The 15231-nt window shown below is 71.1% G+C and carries 15 protein-coding genes; 9 read left to right on the top strand and 6 right to left on the bottom strand.

Annotated features, from left to right (window positions below):
• Positions 1 to 116 precede the first annotated feature (116 nt).
• The 8 genes from CP982_RS30560 to CP982_RS30530 all read left to right on the top strand — a co-directional run bounded on the left by CP982_RS30560 (position 117) and on the right by CP982_RS30530 (position 6848).
• Complete coding sequence (locus CP982_RS30560) at positions 117 to 893, top strand: amino acid ABC transporter ATP-binding protein (protein WP_030680539.1); 777 nt, start codon at positions 117 to 119, stop codon at positions 891 to 893.
• A 96-nt stretch (positions 894 to 989) separates the two neighbouring features.
• Positions 990 to 1829 (top strand): glutamate ABC transporter substrate-binding protein, encoded by an 840-nt coding sequence (locus CP982_RS30555; RefSeq protein ID WP_150513408.1) that lies wholly within the window; start codon positions 990 to 992, stop codon positions 1827 to 1829.
• Positions 1830 to 1921: 92 nt separating this feature from the next.
• On the top strand, positions 1922 to 2587 hold the full coding sequence (locus CP982_RS30550; RefSeq protein ID WP_150513407.1) for an amino acid ABC transporter permease: 666 nt from the start codon (positions 1922 to 1924) through the stop codon (positions 2585 to 2587).
• Positions 2584 to 3495 (top strand): amino acid ABC transporter permease, encoded by a 912-nt coding sequence (locus CP982_RS30545; protein WP_150513406.1) that lies wholly within the window; start codon positions 2584 to 2586, stop codon positions 3493 to 3495. Before CP982_RS30550 ends, CP982_RS30545 begins: the two co-directional genes overlap by 4 nt.
• 191 nt (positions 3496 to 3686) lie before the next feature.
• Positions 3687 to 5513 carry an FAD-dependent monooxygenase gene (locus CP982_RS30540; RefSeq protein ID WP_170316512.1) on the top strand — a complete coding sequence of 609 codons (1827 nt, stop codon included), beginning with the start codon at positions 3687 to 3689 and terminating at the stop codon, positions 5511 to 5513.
• 177 nt (positions 5514 to 5690) lie between these two features.
• Complete coding sequence (locus CP982_RS43255; RefSeq protein WP_361832679.1) at positions 5691 to 5777, top strand: putative leader peptide; 87 nt, start codon at positions 5691 to 5693, stop codon at positions 5775 to 5777.
• A gap of 70 nt (positions 5778 to 5847) precedes the next feature.
• Positions 5848 to 6399, top strand: coding sequence for a cupin domain-containing protein (locus CP982_RS30535; RefSeq protein WP_150513405.1), 552 nt, complete (start codon positions 5848 to 5850; stop codon positions 6397 to 6399).
• Positions 6400 to 6413: 14 nt separating this feature from the next.
• A complete protein-coding gene (locus tag CP982_RS30530) occupies positions 6414 to 6848 on the top strand; it encodes a rhodanese-like domain-containing protein (protein WP_150515779.1) in 435 nt (144 codons plus the stop codon).
• Between the two features lie 95 nt (positions 6849 to 6943).
• On the opposite strand, the gene CP982_RS30525 is transcribed toward CP982_RS30530, so the two are convergent.
• The 6 genes from CP982_RS30525 to CP982_RS30500 all read right to left on the bottom strand — a co-directional run bounded on the left by CP982_RS30525 (position 6944) and on the right by CP982_RS30500 (position 14199).
• On the bottom strand, positions 6944 to 9490 hold the full coding sequence (locus CP982_RS30525; protein WP_150513404.1) for an FtsX-like permease family protein: 2547 nt from the start codon (positions 9488 to 9490) through the stop codon (positions 6944 to 6946).
• Positions 9487 to 10197: a helix-turn-helix domain-containing protein gene (locus CP982_RS30520; RefSeq protein ID WP_150513403.1), complete on the bottom strand. Its 711-nt coding sequence runs from the start codon at positions 10195 to 10197 to the stop codon at positions 9487 to 9489. The genes CP982_RS30525 and CP982_RS30520 overlap by 4 nt, the downstream gene beginning before the upstream one ends.
• Positions 10198 to 10396: 199 nt before the next feature.
• On the bottom strand, positions 10397 to 11119 hold the full coding sequence (gene recX, locus CP982_RS30515; RefSeq protein ID WP_229878711.1) for a recombination regulator RecX: 723 nt from the start codon (positions 11117 to 11119) through the stop codon (positions 10397 to 10399).
• 3 nt (positions 11120 to 11122) lie between these two features.
• Positions 11123 to 12247, bottom strand: a complete 1125-nt coding sequence (gene recA / locus CP982_RS30510; RefSeq protein WP_150513402.1) for a recombinase RecA — start codon at positions 12245 to 12247, stop codon at positions 11123 to 11125.
• Between the two features lie 320 nt (positions 12248 to 12567).
• Entirely contained in the window at positions 12568 to 13800 is a 1233-nt protein-coding gene (locus CP982_RS30505; RefSeq protein ID WP_150513401.1) for an AI-2E family transporter, read from the bottom strand.
• A 204-nt stretch (positions 13801 to 14004) separates the two neighbouring features.
• Positions 14005 to 14199, bottom strand: a complete 195-nt coding sequence (locus CP982_RS30500) for a DUF3046 domain-containing protein (protein WP_030680572.1) — start codon at positions 14197 to 14199, stop codon at positions 14005 to 14007.
• Positions 14200 to 14278: 79 nt separating this feature from the next.
• Here CP982_RS30500 and CP982_RS30495 point away from each other — a divergent pair, with 79 nt between their 5' ends.
• Positions 14279 to 15226: a hypothetical protein gene (locus tag CP982_RS30495; protein WP_150513400.1), complete on the top strand. Its 948-nt coding sequence runs from the start codon at positions 14279 to 14281 to the stop codon at positions 15224 to 15226.
• Positions 15227 to 15231 lie beyond the last annotated feature (5 nt).

Below are 15231 nucleotides of genomic sequence, written 5' to 3'. Positions count from 1 at the left end.
ACGGAGTGTCCGGTTGCGGCCGGATCGTTATGCTCAATTTCCCCTCAGATGTAATGACGCTGGTCGCACCGGGTTACTACTGTCCTCCCAACCCGAGGAGGATGGAGCAACAAGCCGTGACCGAAGTATCGGTGACCAAGGACGCCATACCCGCGGCGGACGACCTTGTCGTGTTGAAGAACGTCAACAAGCACTTCGGCGCACTGCACGTCCTCCAAGACATCGACCTGACCATCGCCCGCGGCGAAGTCGTCGTCGTGATCGGGCCCTCCGGGTCCGGCAAGTCGACGCTGTGCCGCACGATCAACCGCCTGGAGACCATCGACTCCGGCGCGATCACGATCGACGGCAAGCCGCTGCCCCAGGAGGGCAAGGAGCTCGCCAGGCTCCGCGCCGACGTGGGCATGGTCTTCCAGTCCTTCAACCTCTTCGCGCACAAGACCGTGCTCGAGAACGTGATGCTGGGCCAGGTCAAGGTGCGCAGGACGGCCAAGGCGGAGGCGGAGGAGAAGGCACGCGGTCTGCTCGACCGCGTCGGCGTCGGCACGCAGGCCGACAAGTACCCGGCACAGCTCTCCGGTGGCCAGCAGCAGCGTGTGGCGATCGCCAGGGCGCTCGCCATGGGGCCCAAGGTCATGCTCTTCGACGAGCCCACGTCGGCGCTCGACCCCGAGATGATCAACGAGGTCCTCGAGGTGATGCAGCAGCTCGCCCGTGACGGCATGACCATGGTCGTCGTCACCCACGAGATGGGCTTCGCCCGGTCGGCCGCCAACCGCGTCGTCTTCATGGCGGACGGCCGGATCGTCGAAGAGGCCACACCGGACCAGTTCTTCAGCAACCCGCGCAGCGACCGTGCCAAGGACTTCCTGTCGAAGATCCTGCACCACTGACGCGCCGCACGCGCTCCCGCGCGCGGGACGCCTCATCGGACGCATGACGCTCGGCAGCGTCTCCCCCAACCTCCGCCGACACGAAGGATGTTCACCATGAAGGTTCGCAAGGTCACCGCGGCAGCCTCCGTTCTGCTCGCGCTCTCCCTCACGGCCACCGCTTGTGGCGGTGACGACGACAAGGACGAGAAGGGCTCCGGCGGGGGCGGCAAGATCACCATCGGGATCAAGTTCGACCAGCCCGGCCTCGGCCAGAAGACGCCGGACGGCAAGTACGAGGGCTTCGACGTCGATGTCGCCACCTACGTGGCGAAGAAGCTCGGCCACAAGGCCGACGACATCGAGTGGAAGGAAGCCAAGAGCGCCGACCGCGAGACGATGCTCCAGCGCGGTGACGTCGACTTCATCGCGGCGACCTACTCGATCACTCCGGAGCGCGAGGAGAAGGTCGACTTCGCCGGCCCGTACCTGCTCGCCCACCAGGACGTCCTGGTCCGCGCCGACGACAAGTCGATCAAGTCGCCGAAGGACCTGAACAGCAAGAAGCTCTGCTCGGTGACCGGTTCGACCTCGGCGCAGAACGTCAAGGAGAAGCTGGCGCCCAAGGCCCAGCTCCAGAACTACGGCGCGTACTCCCAGTGCCTGACCGGCCTGCAGAGCAAGGCCATCGACGCGCTCACCACCGACGACTCGATCCTCGCCGGTTACGCCGCGCAGAAGAACTTCCAGGGCAAGTTCAAGCTCGGCGGCTTCAAGATGACCAACGAGAACTACGGGATCGGCGTCAAGAAGGGCTCCGACCTCAAGAAGAAGATCAACGACGCGCTGACCGAGATGGTCAAGGACGGGTCGTGGGAGAAGGCCGTGAAGGACAACTTCGGCCCGGCCAGCTACAAGAACGAGCCCGCCCCGAAGATCGGCGACATCGTCAAGTAAGCAGGACGTGAGGGGCGTGCCGCTCACCACAGCGGCGCGCCCCTTCGCCCTCTACGCAGAAGCTGTCCGTCTACGCGGAAGCGCGGGAGAACGTGTTCGACTTTCTTGAAGGCTATGACCTGTGGGGGGCCTTCTGGGAGACGGTGAAGCTCACCGGACTCTCAGCGGTCGGCTCCCTGATATGGGGAACCGTGCTGGCGGGCATGCGCGTCAGCCCCGTACCCCTGATGCGCGGCTTCGGAGCCGTCTACGTCAACGTCGTGCGGAACATTCCGCTGACCATCATCATCGTGTTCACGTCGCTCGGCCTGAACCAGACGCTGGGCGTCACCCTGGGCTCCGAGGACTTCGCCACCATCAACTTCCGGCTCGCGGTGCTCGGTCTGACCGCCTACACCGCCGCCTTCGTCTGTGAGGCGCTGCGCTCGGGCATCAACACCGTGCCGGTGGGCCAGGCGGAGGCCGCCCGGGCCCTCGGGCTGAGCTTCACGCAGGTCCTCACCCTCGTCGTGCTCCCCCAGGCCTTCCGCTCGGTGGTGGCACCGCTCGCCAACGTCCTGATCGCGCTCACGAAGAACACCACCGTGGCCGCCGCGATCGGCGTCGCCGAGGCGGCCCTGCTGATGAAGGGCATGATCGAGAACGAGGCCCAGACGATCGCGATCGCCGCCGTCTTCGCGTTCGGCTTCATCTGCCTCACGCTGCCGACCGGCCTGATCCTCGGCTGGGTCAGCAAGAAAGTGGCGGTCAAGCGATGAACTCCGTTCTCTACGACGCCCCGGGCCCCCGCGCCAAGCAGCGCAACATCATCTACTCGGTGATCTTCGTGATCGCCGTCGGCCTGGTGGGCTGGTGGGTCTACAGCGCCCTCTCCGACAAGGGCCAGCTCGACTGGGAGAAGTGGAAGCCCTTCTTCACGGACAGCAGGGCCTGGACGACGTACATCTGGCCCGGCCTGGAGAACACGCTCAAGGCGGCCGCGTACTCCATGGTCATCGCGCTGCCCCTGGGAGCCGTCCTCGGCATCGCGCGACTCTCGGACCACCTGTGGGTGCGCATCGTGGCCGGCACGATCGTGGAGTTCTTCCGCGCGATCCCGGTCCTGATCCTGATGCTGTTCGCCAACGAGGCCTTCTCCAAGTACAGCGACGTCTCTTCCGATGACCGTCCCATGTACGCGGTCGTGACGGGTCTCGTCCTGTACAACGCCTCCGTGCTCGCGGAGATCGTACGGGCGGGCATCCTGGCGCTGCCCAAGGGCCAGAGCGAGGCGGCCAAGGCCATCGGCCTGCGCAAGGGCCAGACCATGCGGTCCGTGCTCCTGCCGCAGTCGGTCACGGCGATGCTGCCCGCGATCGTCAGCCAGATCGTGGTCATCGTGAAGGACACCGCGCTCGGCGGTGCCATGCTCACGTTCTCCGAGCTCCTGTCGACCGTCAGCACGATGAGCGGCTACTACGGAGCCAACGTCATCGCCAGCTTCACGGTCGTCGCGGTGATCTACATCGTGCTGAACTTCATCCTGACGACGTTCGCGAGCTGGCTGGAGCGGCGCCTGCGGCGGGGCAAGAAGTCCACCGGCGCGATGGTCGATCCGGCGGCCGTGGCGGGAACGGCCGCGACGGGCGCGGGCGGCGGTGGGGGCGGCATCGGCGGCGCCGTCTGAGCCGACCCCGGGCGCTCACCCGATGATCTGCAAGAACGAAGGCAGTGGCGATCACGCCACTGCCTTCGTCGCTTGACGCAGGAACCAGCAGTGGGTTGCATACGTTCTGTGATCGTGCACCGGGTTTCAACTGCCATTTCCTGTACGTACGTCCAGCGCTCGCGGGCAGTCCTGGCAGGAGGCGGCACGCCGTGGACCCGGTGATCGTCGTCGGCGCGGGCCCCGTGGGGCTCACGCTCGCCCTGGCCCTCGCGCGTCACTCGGTTCCCACGGTGGTCCTGGACGAGGGGCCCGGCAAGGACGAGCAGCGCCCCGCGCGGACCGTCGTCCTGCGGGAGGACACGGCGGCGCTCGTGGAGCGCCTCTCCGGGGGTTCCTTCGGAGGCTCGGACGCGGGGGCACGCTGGAGCGGCTGGCGGTCGATGCGGCGCAAGCAGGTGATGCGGCAGCTCACGTTCAGTGACGAGATGCCCTCCCCGTTGCACGTGCCGCAGCACGTGCTGACCGGCGCCCTGCGGGACGCGATCACCGACGAGCGGCTCGTGAAGATCGCGGTGGAGAGCAAGCTGGACACCCTGGAGCAGGACTCCTCGGGGCTCACGGCCCACACACGCGGGCCCAAGGACACCTGGTGGCGTGGCAGCTATCTGGTCGGCTGCGACGGGCCCCGGTCGACCGTCCGCAAGCTGCTCGACATCCGCTTCCCGGGGCGCACGGCGGTCGAGCGGCACGCGGTCGCCGCCCTGCGGACGGAACTTCCCTGGCCCGGCGAGGCGTTGTTGCACCGGAGCCCGCCGTGGCCCGGCGGAGGACCCGAGGTGACGGCGCGCCCGCTGGCGGGCGGCATCTGGCGGATCGACTGGCTGCTGCCGCCGCGCGGCGACCTGGTGACACCCGACGCCCTCGTCGCCCGCATCCGGGAGACCCTCTCGGGCTGGTGCGGCGCCACCCCGCCGTACGACCTCCTCGACACCGGCGTCCACACGGTCCACCACCGGCTCGCCCGCCGGTGGCGGGTCGGGCGCTGCTTCCTGGCCGGGGACGCCGCCCATCTGCTCGGGGCGCTCGGCACCCAGGGCCTGGACGAGAGCCTTCGGGACGCGGACAACCTCGCCTGGAAGCTGGCGCTGGCCTGGCACCACGGCCCGACCGGCGCACTGCTCGACAGCTATCAGACCGAGCGGCGCGCCGCCGTGGCCGCGCGCCTGCGTGCCGCCGACCAGTCGCTGCCCCTGCTCCGGGGCGGCGGCGGGCTGCGCTCCTATGTGCCGGGGGCCGCGCGCGGCCAGGACGCGCTGCTCACGGACGGCCATGTGGGGCGCGGCCAGCTGGGCGCGCCGGGGGCGTACACCGACTCACCCCTGTCCCCCGGAAGTTCGGACTCCACGGTGCTCGTGGCCACGGAGCCGGGCGCTCCGGTCGTCGACGTGGGCGTCACGGCTCCGGACGGGGCGGTCGTACGGCTGCGGGACCGCCTCGGCCTCAGCCAGCTCCTGGTGGTGCTCGTGGCGCCGGGGACGGTCGTGTGGGACCGGCGGCACTGGATGAAGGCCGGGATCATGCCCCGCCTCGCCGCCGCGGTGACCGCGCTGCCGTGCCCGGCCGAGCTCCTCGTCGCGGAGAGCTACCCCGGCGCCGCGGCGCACACGGTCCTGCTCGTGCGCCCCGACGGGCATCTGGTCGCCGCGCTCAACGGCGTACGCCCCGCGGAACTGTACGCGGCCGCCGAGGCGGCACTGGGCAAGGCGGTGCGGGAGGCCCCGGAGAAGGCACGTACAAAGGGCGGCGGAGCGCCCGGGGGGAGGCCCGGCAGCGGTCCGAAGGACGCCGACGCTGCCCACGGGAAGCCCGGCAGCGAGCCGCGCGAGGGCCGAGCAGCCGACGGAAAGCCCAGCACCGGGTCGAACGGCGACGGAACGGCCCGCGAGACGCCCGGCACCGACGCGCAGGGCGGGCGCCCAGCCGGCGGGAAGCCCGACGCCGGACCGTCGAGCGAGCCGAAAAGGCCATCCCCGTAGAGCTCGTTTCGAACCGACCGAAGAAACCGTCCTCCTAGGCCCTCGACCCAGGCCCCGGACGGATCGAGGGCCTGGACCGAGGCCCCGGAGACAGCGGCTGTTGAACCAGTAACGACCGTCCGACCGCATGCTGAGCGCGAGTTGACCACTTCCCACGGTCATGGTCTACTCCGGACCATGACCGACACCGCTGTCCGCTTGTGGCGGAGGGTCCACATGGACCTCGTCCGCTATGCGGGCTGCGTGTGTCAGCCGTCCTGCTGAATTCGCCATCTCATCCTTTCTCGCGCGCCCGTCGTCGGCGCGCCGTTCCGCGAACTCCCAGGACGGTCCCATGTCAGCGTCTGTCTCCAGCCCTGCCCCCGTGCCCTCCCCCTCCGGCTCCCGCGTGGCCCCGCCCACCTCGGCCGACCTCCTCCACTTCGTGCGCCGCACCGCCGCCGACGCCGACCTCGTCGCCTCGCTCCCCCTCGACCCCGAGGGCCGCACCTGGGTGCGCCTCGACGGGCCCGGCGGCAGCGAGGCCTGGCTGATCGGATGGCCGCCCGGCACCGGTACCGGCTGGCACGACCACGCCGAGTCGGTCGGCGCCTTCACCACCGCCTCCGGCGCCCTCAAGGAGCACTCCCTCGCCGCCCGGCTCCCCACCGACGGCTGGAAGACCCTGGAACTCACCGAGGGCATCGACCGCGAGCGGCAGCTGCCCGCCGGGCAAGGGCGGGCGTTCGGCCGCAACCACGTGCACGAGGTGTTCAACGAGTCCCCTACGGAGCACGCCGTCTCCGTGCACGCGTACTATCCGCCACTTCCACGGATCCGTCGCTACAGCCGCACCGGCGACGTGCTACGCCTTGAGCACGTCGAGCGTCCGGAGGACTGGCAGTGAGCGCGGGCCTTGAGTTGAACATCATCCCGGGTGTGCCGACGGCCCCGGCGATCGCAGCGGAGCCGCTCACACCCGTGGGCATAGACGAATTCCTGGAACGGGTACGGCGCGGCCTCGACCGGGTCACGCCCCGGCAGGCGTACGAGATCGACCGGTCCGGAGGCCTGCTCGTCGACATCCGCTACGCGGCGCTGCGCGAGCGCGACGGCCTGATCCCGGGGGCGCTGGTCGTCGAGCGCAACGAACTGGAGTGGCGCCTCGACCCCCACGGCAGCCACCGTGCCCCGCAGGCCGTCAGCCACGACCTGGAGATCGTCATCGTCTGCAACGAAGGCTACGCGTCGAGCCTCGCGGCCCACTCCCTGCGCCAGCTCGGGCTGCGGCACGCGACCGACCTCGTCGGCGGCTTCCAGGCCTGGAAGGCGGATGGGCTCCCCGTCGCCGAGTGACTGCTCTGCCCAAAGTTGTTGCCCGGGCACGCGTCGGCGCCCCTCACACCTCCCGAAGGAGTGCGTAAGGGGCGCCCGCTATTGCCCATCGCCCCTTACTCCTTGGCCGTCGCCACCGTGACCGGAGACGGCTTCAGGGCGGTGCGGCCGGGCACCACCGTCGCCGTCAGGGCGAGCAGAGCCGCCACGGCGACCACGGCGACGTACAGCAGCGGCAGGACGACGGGGGCGGCGGAACCGGTCATGCCGATGCTGAACGCGGTCAGGACGGCGAGGGCGATGGCGCTGCCCAGAGCGGTCGCGATGAGCAGGACCGACAGCGCCTCGGTGCGCAGCATCGCCCGGACCTGGCGGCGCGTGGCGCCCGCGAGACGCAGCAGCGCGAACTCCTTGACCCGCTCCGACACCGACATCGCGAGCGTGTTGACGACGGCGATCGCGGTGAAGGCCAGCACGAGCCCCATGGCGAGGAGGTTGACGTCGGCGCTCGACTGGCCGCGCTCGGCCTGGAGGCGGTCGACGGCGTCCGGGGAATCCACCCGCACGTTCGGGAACTTCCGCAGGGCCACCGCGAGTTGATTCTTCGTACGGTCGCTCTTGACGAGGACCGTGGCGGCGAGCGGGTTGTCGACGTGGCGGGCGACCAGATCGTGCGCCAGGGTCAGATCGCCGAAGCCGAGCCCGCGCGCGTAGACGGCCCTGACCGTCAGGGTGGCCGGTGTGCCGTCGCCGAGGGTGAGCTTGAGGCGGCTGCCGGGCTTCAGGCCGAGTTGGTCGGCGGCGAGTTCGCTGACGGCGATGTCACCCGCGCCGAAGGAGGTCAGCGAGCCCGCCGTGACGTCCGGGTCCCAGGTGCGGGTGAAGCCCGCCGGAGTCACGCCCTGCGCCGGGTACTTGTCGAGCCCGACGCGCACGGTGGTGCGGACGACCTCGGTCACGGCTTCGACGCCCTCGGCCGCCCGCAGCTCCCGCGCGGCCACCGCCGGCATGCCGGGCCCTTGCGCGATGAGCGACCAGTCCGCCCGGACGCCGTCGCGCGCCTGGTCACGGGCGGCGGCGGTGAGCGTGGGCTGCGCGAAGAGCACCGTGCACGTCATGCCGACGAGCAGGACCAGCGGGGTGACGGCGGCGGCCATGCGGGCGGCGTTCCCCCGGAGGTTGGCGTGCGCGAGCCGCCCGGCCGGGCCGGTGAGCCGCAGCACCCGGCCGAGGACGGCGGCCGACACCCTGACGACGACCGGGCCGAGCAGGGCGACGGCCGAGGCGAGCACCACAACGGCCAGGAACGTGACGGGAGTCGACGCGGGCTCGGTGCGCAGCAGACTGAGGACGAAGACGAGGACGGCGCCTCCCACGAGGAAGAGCAGACCGGCGACGACACGCACCCAGGAGAGCTTCGTACGCTCCACGCCCGCCTCGGCCAGGGCCTCTCCGGGGCGGATGCGGGCGATGCGGCGGGCGGAGACGCGCGCGGCCGCCCAGGCGCCGAACAGCGTCGCGGCGACGGCCGCCAGCGGCGGGAAGACGCTGACGACCCGGTCGAGCGTCGCCGGAACCACTCCCTCGTCGACGAACTTCCCGTACAGCAGCCCGCCGAGCGGGATGCCCGCGAGCGAGCCGAGCGCTCCGGCGGCCGCCCCGACGAGGAGCGCCTCGCGGCCGAGGAGCTTGCGGAGCTGCTTCGGGCTGGCGGCGATGGCCCGCAGCAGGGCGAGTTCGCGGTGGCGCTGCTGGATGGACAGGGCGAAGGTGCCGACGACCACGAGGACGGCGACGAGCAGCGACGTACCGCCCATCGCGCCGCCCATGCTGACGAGCTTCACCCGCGCGCCCGCCGCGTCGAGGAACTCGACGGGGCCACGGCTGTCGCCGCTGCTGACCTGCGCGGTCGTACCGTCGAGCGCCTTCTCGACCGCTGCCGTGAGCGTCGGCACGGACGTGCCGTCGGCCGGCAGGACACCGAGGGCGGTGACCCGGCCGGGGTGGGCGGCGAGCCGCTCGGCCTCACGATCGGAGAAGAACAGGGCGGTCTGGTGCGTGAGGGCGCTCCCGCCGTCCTCCGGGGCGGCGATGCCCGTGACGCGGTACGTGCGCGGAGCGCTCGTCGACTGGACGGTGAGCCGGTCGCCGGGTTCGAGGCGGGCGCGCTCGGCGAGGCCGCGGTCGACGACGAGGTCCGTCGCGGCCCGCGGGGCCCGGCCCTCGACGATCCGGAACGGCGTGAGGGCGGCCGAGGCCCAGGCATGCCCGTACGCGGGACGGTCCGGGTCCTTGACGCCGGGCGCCAACGGCTGCGCCAGGAAGGTGAGTTCGGGTATCACCTTGCCGACGCCCGGCACGCCTTCGAGCCGTCTGGTGACGTCGCGCGGCAGCCAGGCCCGTTCGGCGATCGGCTTCGCCTTGTGCTTGACCTTCGTCTTGCCCTTCTTGTGCTTGACGATGGTCCGGTGCACGTTCTGATCGGCCGAGACCAGTACGGGAGCGGCGGCGTAGCGCTCGGGGCGGATGCTGCCGCGCAGGCCCGTCTCCAGGAGGGTGCCGCAGGCGGTGATGAGCGCGGCGGCGCACATCAACGCGACGAAGGCCCCTAGGAATCCGCCCTTCCGGTCGCGGATCGTCTGCAGTGCGTAGCGCAGCATCATGAGGTCTCGGTCTCTCTTCTGTTGTCGTCGGGGGTGCCGGACGGCGCGGGGAAGGCCAGGAGGCGGGTGAGGACGGTGCGGGCCCCGGGCGGCGTTTCGGCGTCGGAGCGCTTGTAACGGTTGAGGAGGGCGATGTACTCCTCGAAAAACTCACGCAGCTCGGCGACCGTCAGCCGCATCGTGCCGCGCGAGTACGGGTAGGCGTCGGCCCACTCGTCGGCGTCGCCGCTCTCGCGCTGGAGCTGCTCGAAGAGCTCCAGGTCGGCGGCGTACGAGAGGTGGTCCAGCTCGTCCATGACGAGTCGCGTCTCGGCGTTCTGCCTGCTGCGCGGCGGAAAGCGCCGGTCGCCGGGGATCGCGCGCCACCAGCGCTCGCGTCCGTGCCCGGTGCCGTCCGTCTCCTCGACGAAGCCGTACCGGGCCAGCTCGCGCAGGTGGTAGCTCGTCGCGCCGGTGTTGAGGCCCAGGGCCCGGGCCAAGGTCGCGGACGTGGCGGGCCCGTGCACGGTGAGGTGCTGGAGCATCTGCTGCCGCCGGGGCTGCGCGAGGGCCTTGAGGACCCGCAGGTCGTTCAGCTCTTCGGCAACGGGCGCGGCGTCGTCGGCCCCGCGGCCTGCCTCGACGGCGGGGGCGGCATCGATGGCGGGGACAGCCTCCGCGGCCCCGTCGAGGGCCCGGCCCTCGCTTCTGCCCTGGTGGTGAACCATGCGTACACAGTCGCCTGTGCACAGGTTCCTGTGCACGGTGGCGACCAGGCGTCTTCCATGGGGGGTTAGCCCCACCCCCGAGGGGGCACCCCCCTGGTTCACTCGGGCCTACGGCCGCCCCGCCGCACGGGACGCCCCGCCCAGGTCCGGAATTCCAGCACCCAGGTCGGAGCCTGTCCTCGGCGGGTCCTTCAGCCGCTCAGAGGCCCTCGTATCCGAGGTCCTCCGTGTCCTCCCCCTCTTGCTCCAGCGCCTCGCGGACCACGCGCAGCGCCATGCCTTCCGGATACCCCTTGCGGGCGAGCATGCCCGCGAGACGCCGCAGCCTCTTGTCGCGGTCGAGGCCGCGGGTGGAGCGCAGCTTGCGGGCGACTAGCTCGCGGGCGGTGGCCTCCTCCTGCTCCGCGTCGAGCTGGCCGACGGCCTCGTCGATCAGCGCCGAGTCCACGCCCTTGGTCCGCAGCTCGCGGGCCAGGGCCCGCCGGGCGAGGCCCCGGCCGTGGTGCCGGGACTCCACCCAGGCGTCCGCGAAGGCCTCGTCGTTGATCAGTCCGACCTCTTCGAAGCGGGACAGGACCTCGTCCGCCACGTCGTCGGGGATGTCCCGCTTGCGCAGGGCGTCGGCGAGCTGCTTGCGCGTGCGGGGCGTCCCGGTGAGCAGGCGCAAGCAGATGGCCCGCGCCCGCTCAGCGGGGTCCCCCGTGGGCGGTTCCCCGTTCTCGGCCCTCGACGAGGACGGGGAACCGCTGTCCTGATGGCCGCCGAGACCGCCGCGCCGCCGACGGCGGCGGCCGCCCCGGCCCTCCTGGTCGTCGCTCCAGGGGCCGTCGGCATCGGCACCCGCACCACCGGGGCGGCCGCCACTCCTGTGGCCGCCTCCCTGGGGGTCCGTGTGCTCCGCCCAGTCCGTACGTCGTGTCACGGCCTAGCTCTTGGCCGCCGCGGCCTTGGACTTGGTGGCCTTCGCCGCCGGAGCGGGCACCGTCTTGGCGGCGTCGGTCGCCGGGGTCTCCGCCGCGGCGTCCGCGGCGGGCTCGCCCTCGGTGCTCTCCGGCCGGACACCGACGCCCAGCTTCTCCTTGATCTTCCGCTCGATCTCGTTGGCGAGGTCGGGGTTGTCCTTCAGGAAGTTGCGGGCGTTCTCCTTGCCCTGGCCGAGCTGGTCGCCCTCGTACGTGTACCAGGCGCCGGCCTTGCGGACGAAGCCGTGCTCCACGCCCATGTCGATCAGGCCGCCCTCGCGGGAGATGCCCTGGCCGTAGAGGATGTCGAACTCGGCCTGCTTGAAGGGCGGCGCGACCTTGTTCTTGACGACCTTGACGCGGGTGCGGTTGCCCACCGCGTCCGTGCCGTCCTTCAGGGTCTCGATGCGGCGGATGTCCATGCGCACCGAGGCGTAGAACTTCAGCGCGCGGCCACCGGTCGTGGTCTCCGGGGAGCCGAACATCACGCCGATCTTCTCGCGCAGCTGGTTGATGAAGATCGCGGTGGTCTTCGACTGGTTGAGCGCGCTGGTGATCTTCCGCAGGGCCTGGCTCATCAGACGGGCCTGCAGACCCACGTGCGAGTCACCCATCTCGCCCTCGATCTCGGCGCGGGGCACCAGGGCCGCCACGGAGTCGATGACGATCAGGTCGAGCGCGCCGGAGCGGACCAGCATGTCGACGATCTCGAGCGCCTGCTCGCCGTTGTCCGGCTGGGACAGGATGAGGTTGTCGATGTCGACGCCGAGCTTCTTCGCGTACTCGGGGTCGAGGGCGTGCTCCGCGTCCACGAAGGCCACCGCGCCGCCGGCCCGCTGCGCGTTGGCCACGGCGTGCAGCGTCAGGGTCGTCTTACCGGAGGACTCCGGGCCGTACACCTCCACCACACGGCCGCGCGGGATGCCGCCGACGCCGAGCGCGACGTCGAGCGCGGTCGACCCGGTGGGGATGACCTCGATGGGCTCGTTCGGCCGCTCGCCCATGCGCATGACCGCGCCCTTGCCGAATTGCCGTTCAATCTGTGCGAGCGCGGCGTCGAGCGCCTTCTCGCGGTCGGTTCCTGCCATGGGTTCCACCCGGTTTGCTTGAGTCGATCGCTTCACGTCAAAGACGCTAACGCCTGCCACTGACAATGCGCCCCGACGCCCGTCCGGCCTGTGGATAACTCGGGCCCCACGGCCCTCCGTAATCCACCGGCGCGCCCGGGAATCCCCCCGCGAACCCCCGGTACGACGCCGCCGGAGCCCCCATAAGAATGGATGTTCGATTTTGCTGTCAAGCGCACCACGCCAGGCGCGCCGGACGCGTCAGCCCGCGAGTGGAACCCGTGCTTCAGCCTCCGGGACCCGGTGGAACGCGCCTCGGTCGCAGCGGCCCGGCGGAGCGCTCAGCCCTCACGTCCCGGCGGTGTCAGCGCGCGCCGCAGCCGCGTGAGCAGGGGCGTGTCGCCGCGGCGACGGTGTCCGTGCACCCGCGGATCGTCCGTGACGTCGTAGCGCTTCACGTACGCCCCGAGGAACGCCTGCAGCGTCGCCACCGCCGGGATGGCGATCAGGGCGCCGACCGCGCCGAGCAGCGCGGTGCCCGCGACGACCGACCCGAAGGCGACCGCCGGGTGGATGTCCACGCTCTTGGCGGTGAGCTTGGGCTGGAGCACGTAGTTCTCGAACTGCTGGTAGATGACCACGAAGCCCAGCACCCACACCGCGTACCAGGGGTCCACGGTGAAGGCGATCAGCATCGGCAGGGCGCCCGCCAGGTACGTGCCGATCGTCGGGATGAACTGCGAGACCAGCCCCACCCACACCGCGAGGGCGGGGGCATAGGGCACTTCGAGGATCTGCAGCAGGATGTAGTGCGCGATCCCGGAGATCAGCGCCATCAGGCCGCGCGAGTAGAGGTAGCCGCCGGTCTTGTTGACCGCGATCTCCCAGGCGCGCAGCACCTCGGCCTGCTTGGCGGGCGGGAGCACGGAGCACAGCGCGCGCCGCAGCCGGGGCCCGTCGGCGGCGAAGTAGAACGAGAACAGCAGGATCGTCAGGAGCTGGAAGAGGCCGCCGAGCACCTGCGCGGAGACGTCCAGGACGCCGCTCGCGCTGTTCTGCACGTACTTCCGCAGCCAGTCGGAGTGGACCAGGCTGTCCTGGACCTCGACGCGGGACAGGTCCGTGTCGAAGGTCTGGTTGATCCAGCGGATGACCTTGTCCAGGTAGTCCGGGAAGTCCTCGACCATGTCGACGATCTGGCCCGCGAGCATCGAGCCCATCATCGTGATGAAGCCCGCGCTGGCGATGATGACGCCGAGGAAGACGATGGCCGTGGCCAGGCCCCGGCGCAGTCCGCGCGCCGCCATCCAGCTCACCGCGGGCTCCACCGCGAGCGCCAGGAAGAACGCGATCAGAATGTTGATCAGCAGTCCGGTCAGCTGGTGGAAGGCCCAGCTGCCGAGCTGGAAACAGGCGACCAGGGCGAGCGCGAGCACCATGGCCCGCGGCAGCCAGCGCGGCATGCCCGCGCCGCGCCCCTGCTCGGCCCCGGCGGGCGGCTGGGCGGGCGGTGCGGTGCCGGCCGGTGTCGCGGCCTCGGAGGTGATCTGCGCGGTGTCGTCTGTGGGTGCCACCGTGCCAGTCTCGCCCACGCGGACCGCGTTCGGCCGTCGCCCCCGCCTGTTCGCGGCGCTCCTCACATCCGGCACGCGGCTCCACGGCCTCCACGCGCCTGCCCACGGCACCGCGCGCTCTCTCCACCGGGGTCTTCCGGCCAGTGCCGGACGGTGGCTACGCGCGCGTGGAGCCACGACGGCGCGAGCCGTCGCCCTCGTGGATCAACGCTTTTCGGCCGGTACGTCCATGGCCCTGCACACCGCGCGCCAGACGTCCTTCGCCTCCCAGCCCGCGTCCAGCGCCTCGTGCACCGTCCGCCCGCCCAGCTCGGACATCACATGGTCACGCGCGAAGGAGTCCGCGTACCCCGCGCCGAAGTGAGCTGCCATTCGCTGCCAGAAGACCGTCAACCGCATGCGTCCAGTATCGCGCCCCTGAGAGTGCAGCCGAGCCCTGAGGGCTTGTCGGCGGCGCATTCCGCCCTACCGTCTGAACATGGCCGAAAACGGAGCGTCCTCGCACGCCGCGTCCTCCCCGCTCGCGCGCGCCGAACAGTTCGTCTGGCTCACCGCGCGCATCCTCGAACAGCGACGATTCGCGTACCACTTCCTGAACGGCGCGGGCAGTGGCGAAGGCGCCGACGCGGTGGAGACGGCGCTGGCCGCGTACGGCAACGCGGACGGAGGGTACGGTCACGCGCTCGAACCCGATCTGCGCGGGCCCGTCAGCCAGCCGCTGCACACCGGTCACGCGCTGCGGGTCCTGGACTCCATCGGCCGCTGCGGCGGCCTTCGGGTGGAGCGCGTGTGCCGCTATCTGACATCGGTGTCGACGGCCGACGGCGCCCTGCCGGCGATCCATCCGAGCCAGCGCGGCTACCCCCTGGCGCCGTTCGTGCCCGTGGTGGACGACCCGCCGAGCGAGCTGCTCGCCACCGGGCCCGTGGTGGGCCTGCTGCATCGCAACGAGGTCTGGCACGCCTGGCTGTTCCGTGCCACCGACTTCTGCTGGCAGGCCGTGGAGTCCCTGGAGAAGTCGCATCCGTACGAAGTGCAGGCGGCGGTCGCCTTCCTCGACGGCGCGCCGGACCGCCCGCGCGCGCAGGCGGCGGCCGACCGGCTCGGCCGCCGGGTGCGCGAGCAGCGCCTCGTGGCCCTGGAGCCGGAACGCGCCGACGCGTATCCGGTGCCTGAGGGGTACGCGCCCGGCGAGCACCACTTCGCCCACGACTTCGCGAGGTCCCCGGACTCGCTCGCCCGCGCCTGGTTCACGGACGAGGAGATGGAACGCTCCCTGGACTTCCTCATGAACGACCAACAAGAAGACGGCGGTTGGCCGATCCGGTGGCGCCAGTGGGCTCCGGGCACCGCGCTGGAGTGGCGGCCCATCGTGACGATCGACGCCCTGCGCACGCTCGCCGCGTACGGGCGGCCGATCGGCTGAGACGC

This window comes from Streptomyces spectabilis (assembly GCF_008704795.1).
GTDB classification, from domain to species: Bacteria; Actinomycetota; Actinomycetes; order Streptomycetales; family Streptomycetaceae; genus Streptomyces; species Streptomyces spectabilis.
Note: the sequence above shows the minus strand (reverse complement) of the source record. Positions and strands in the feature narration are given on the sequence as shown.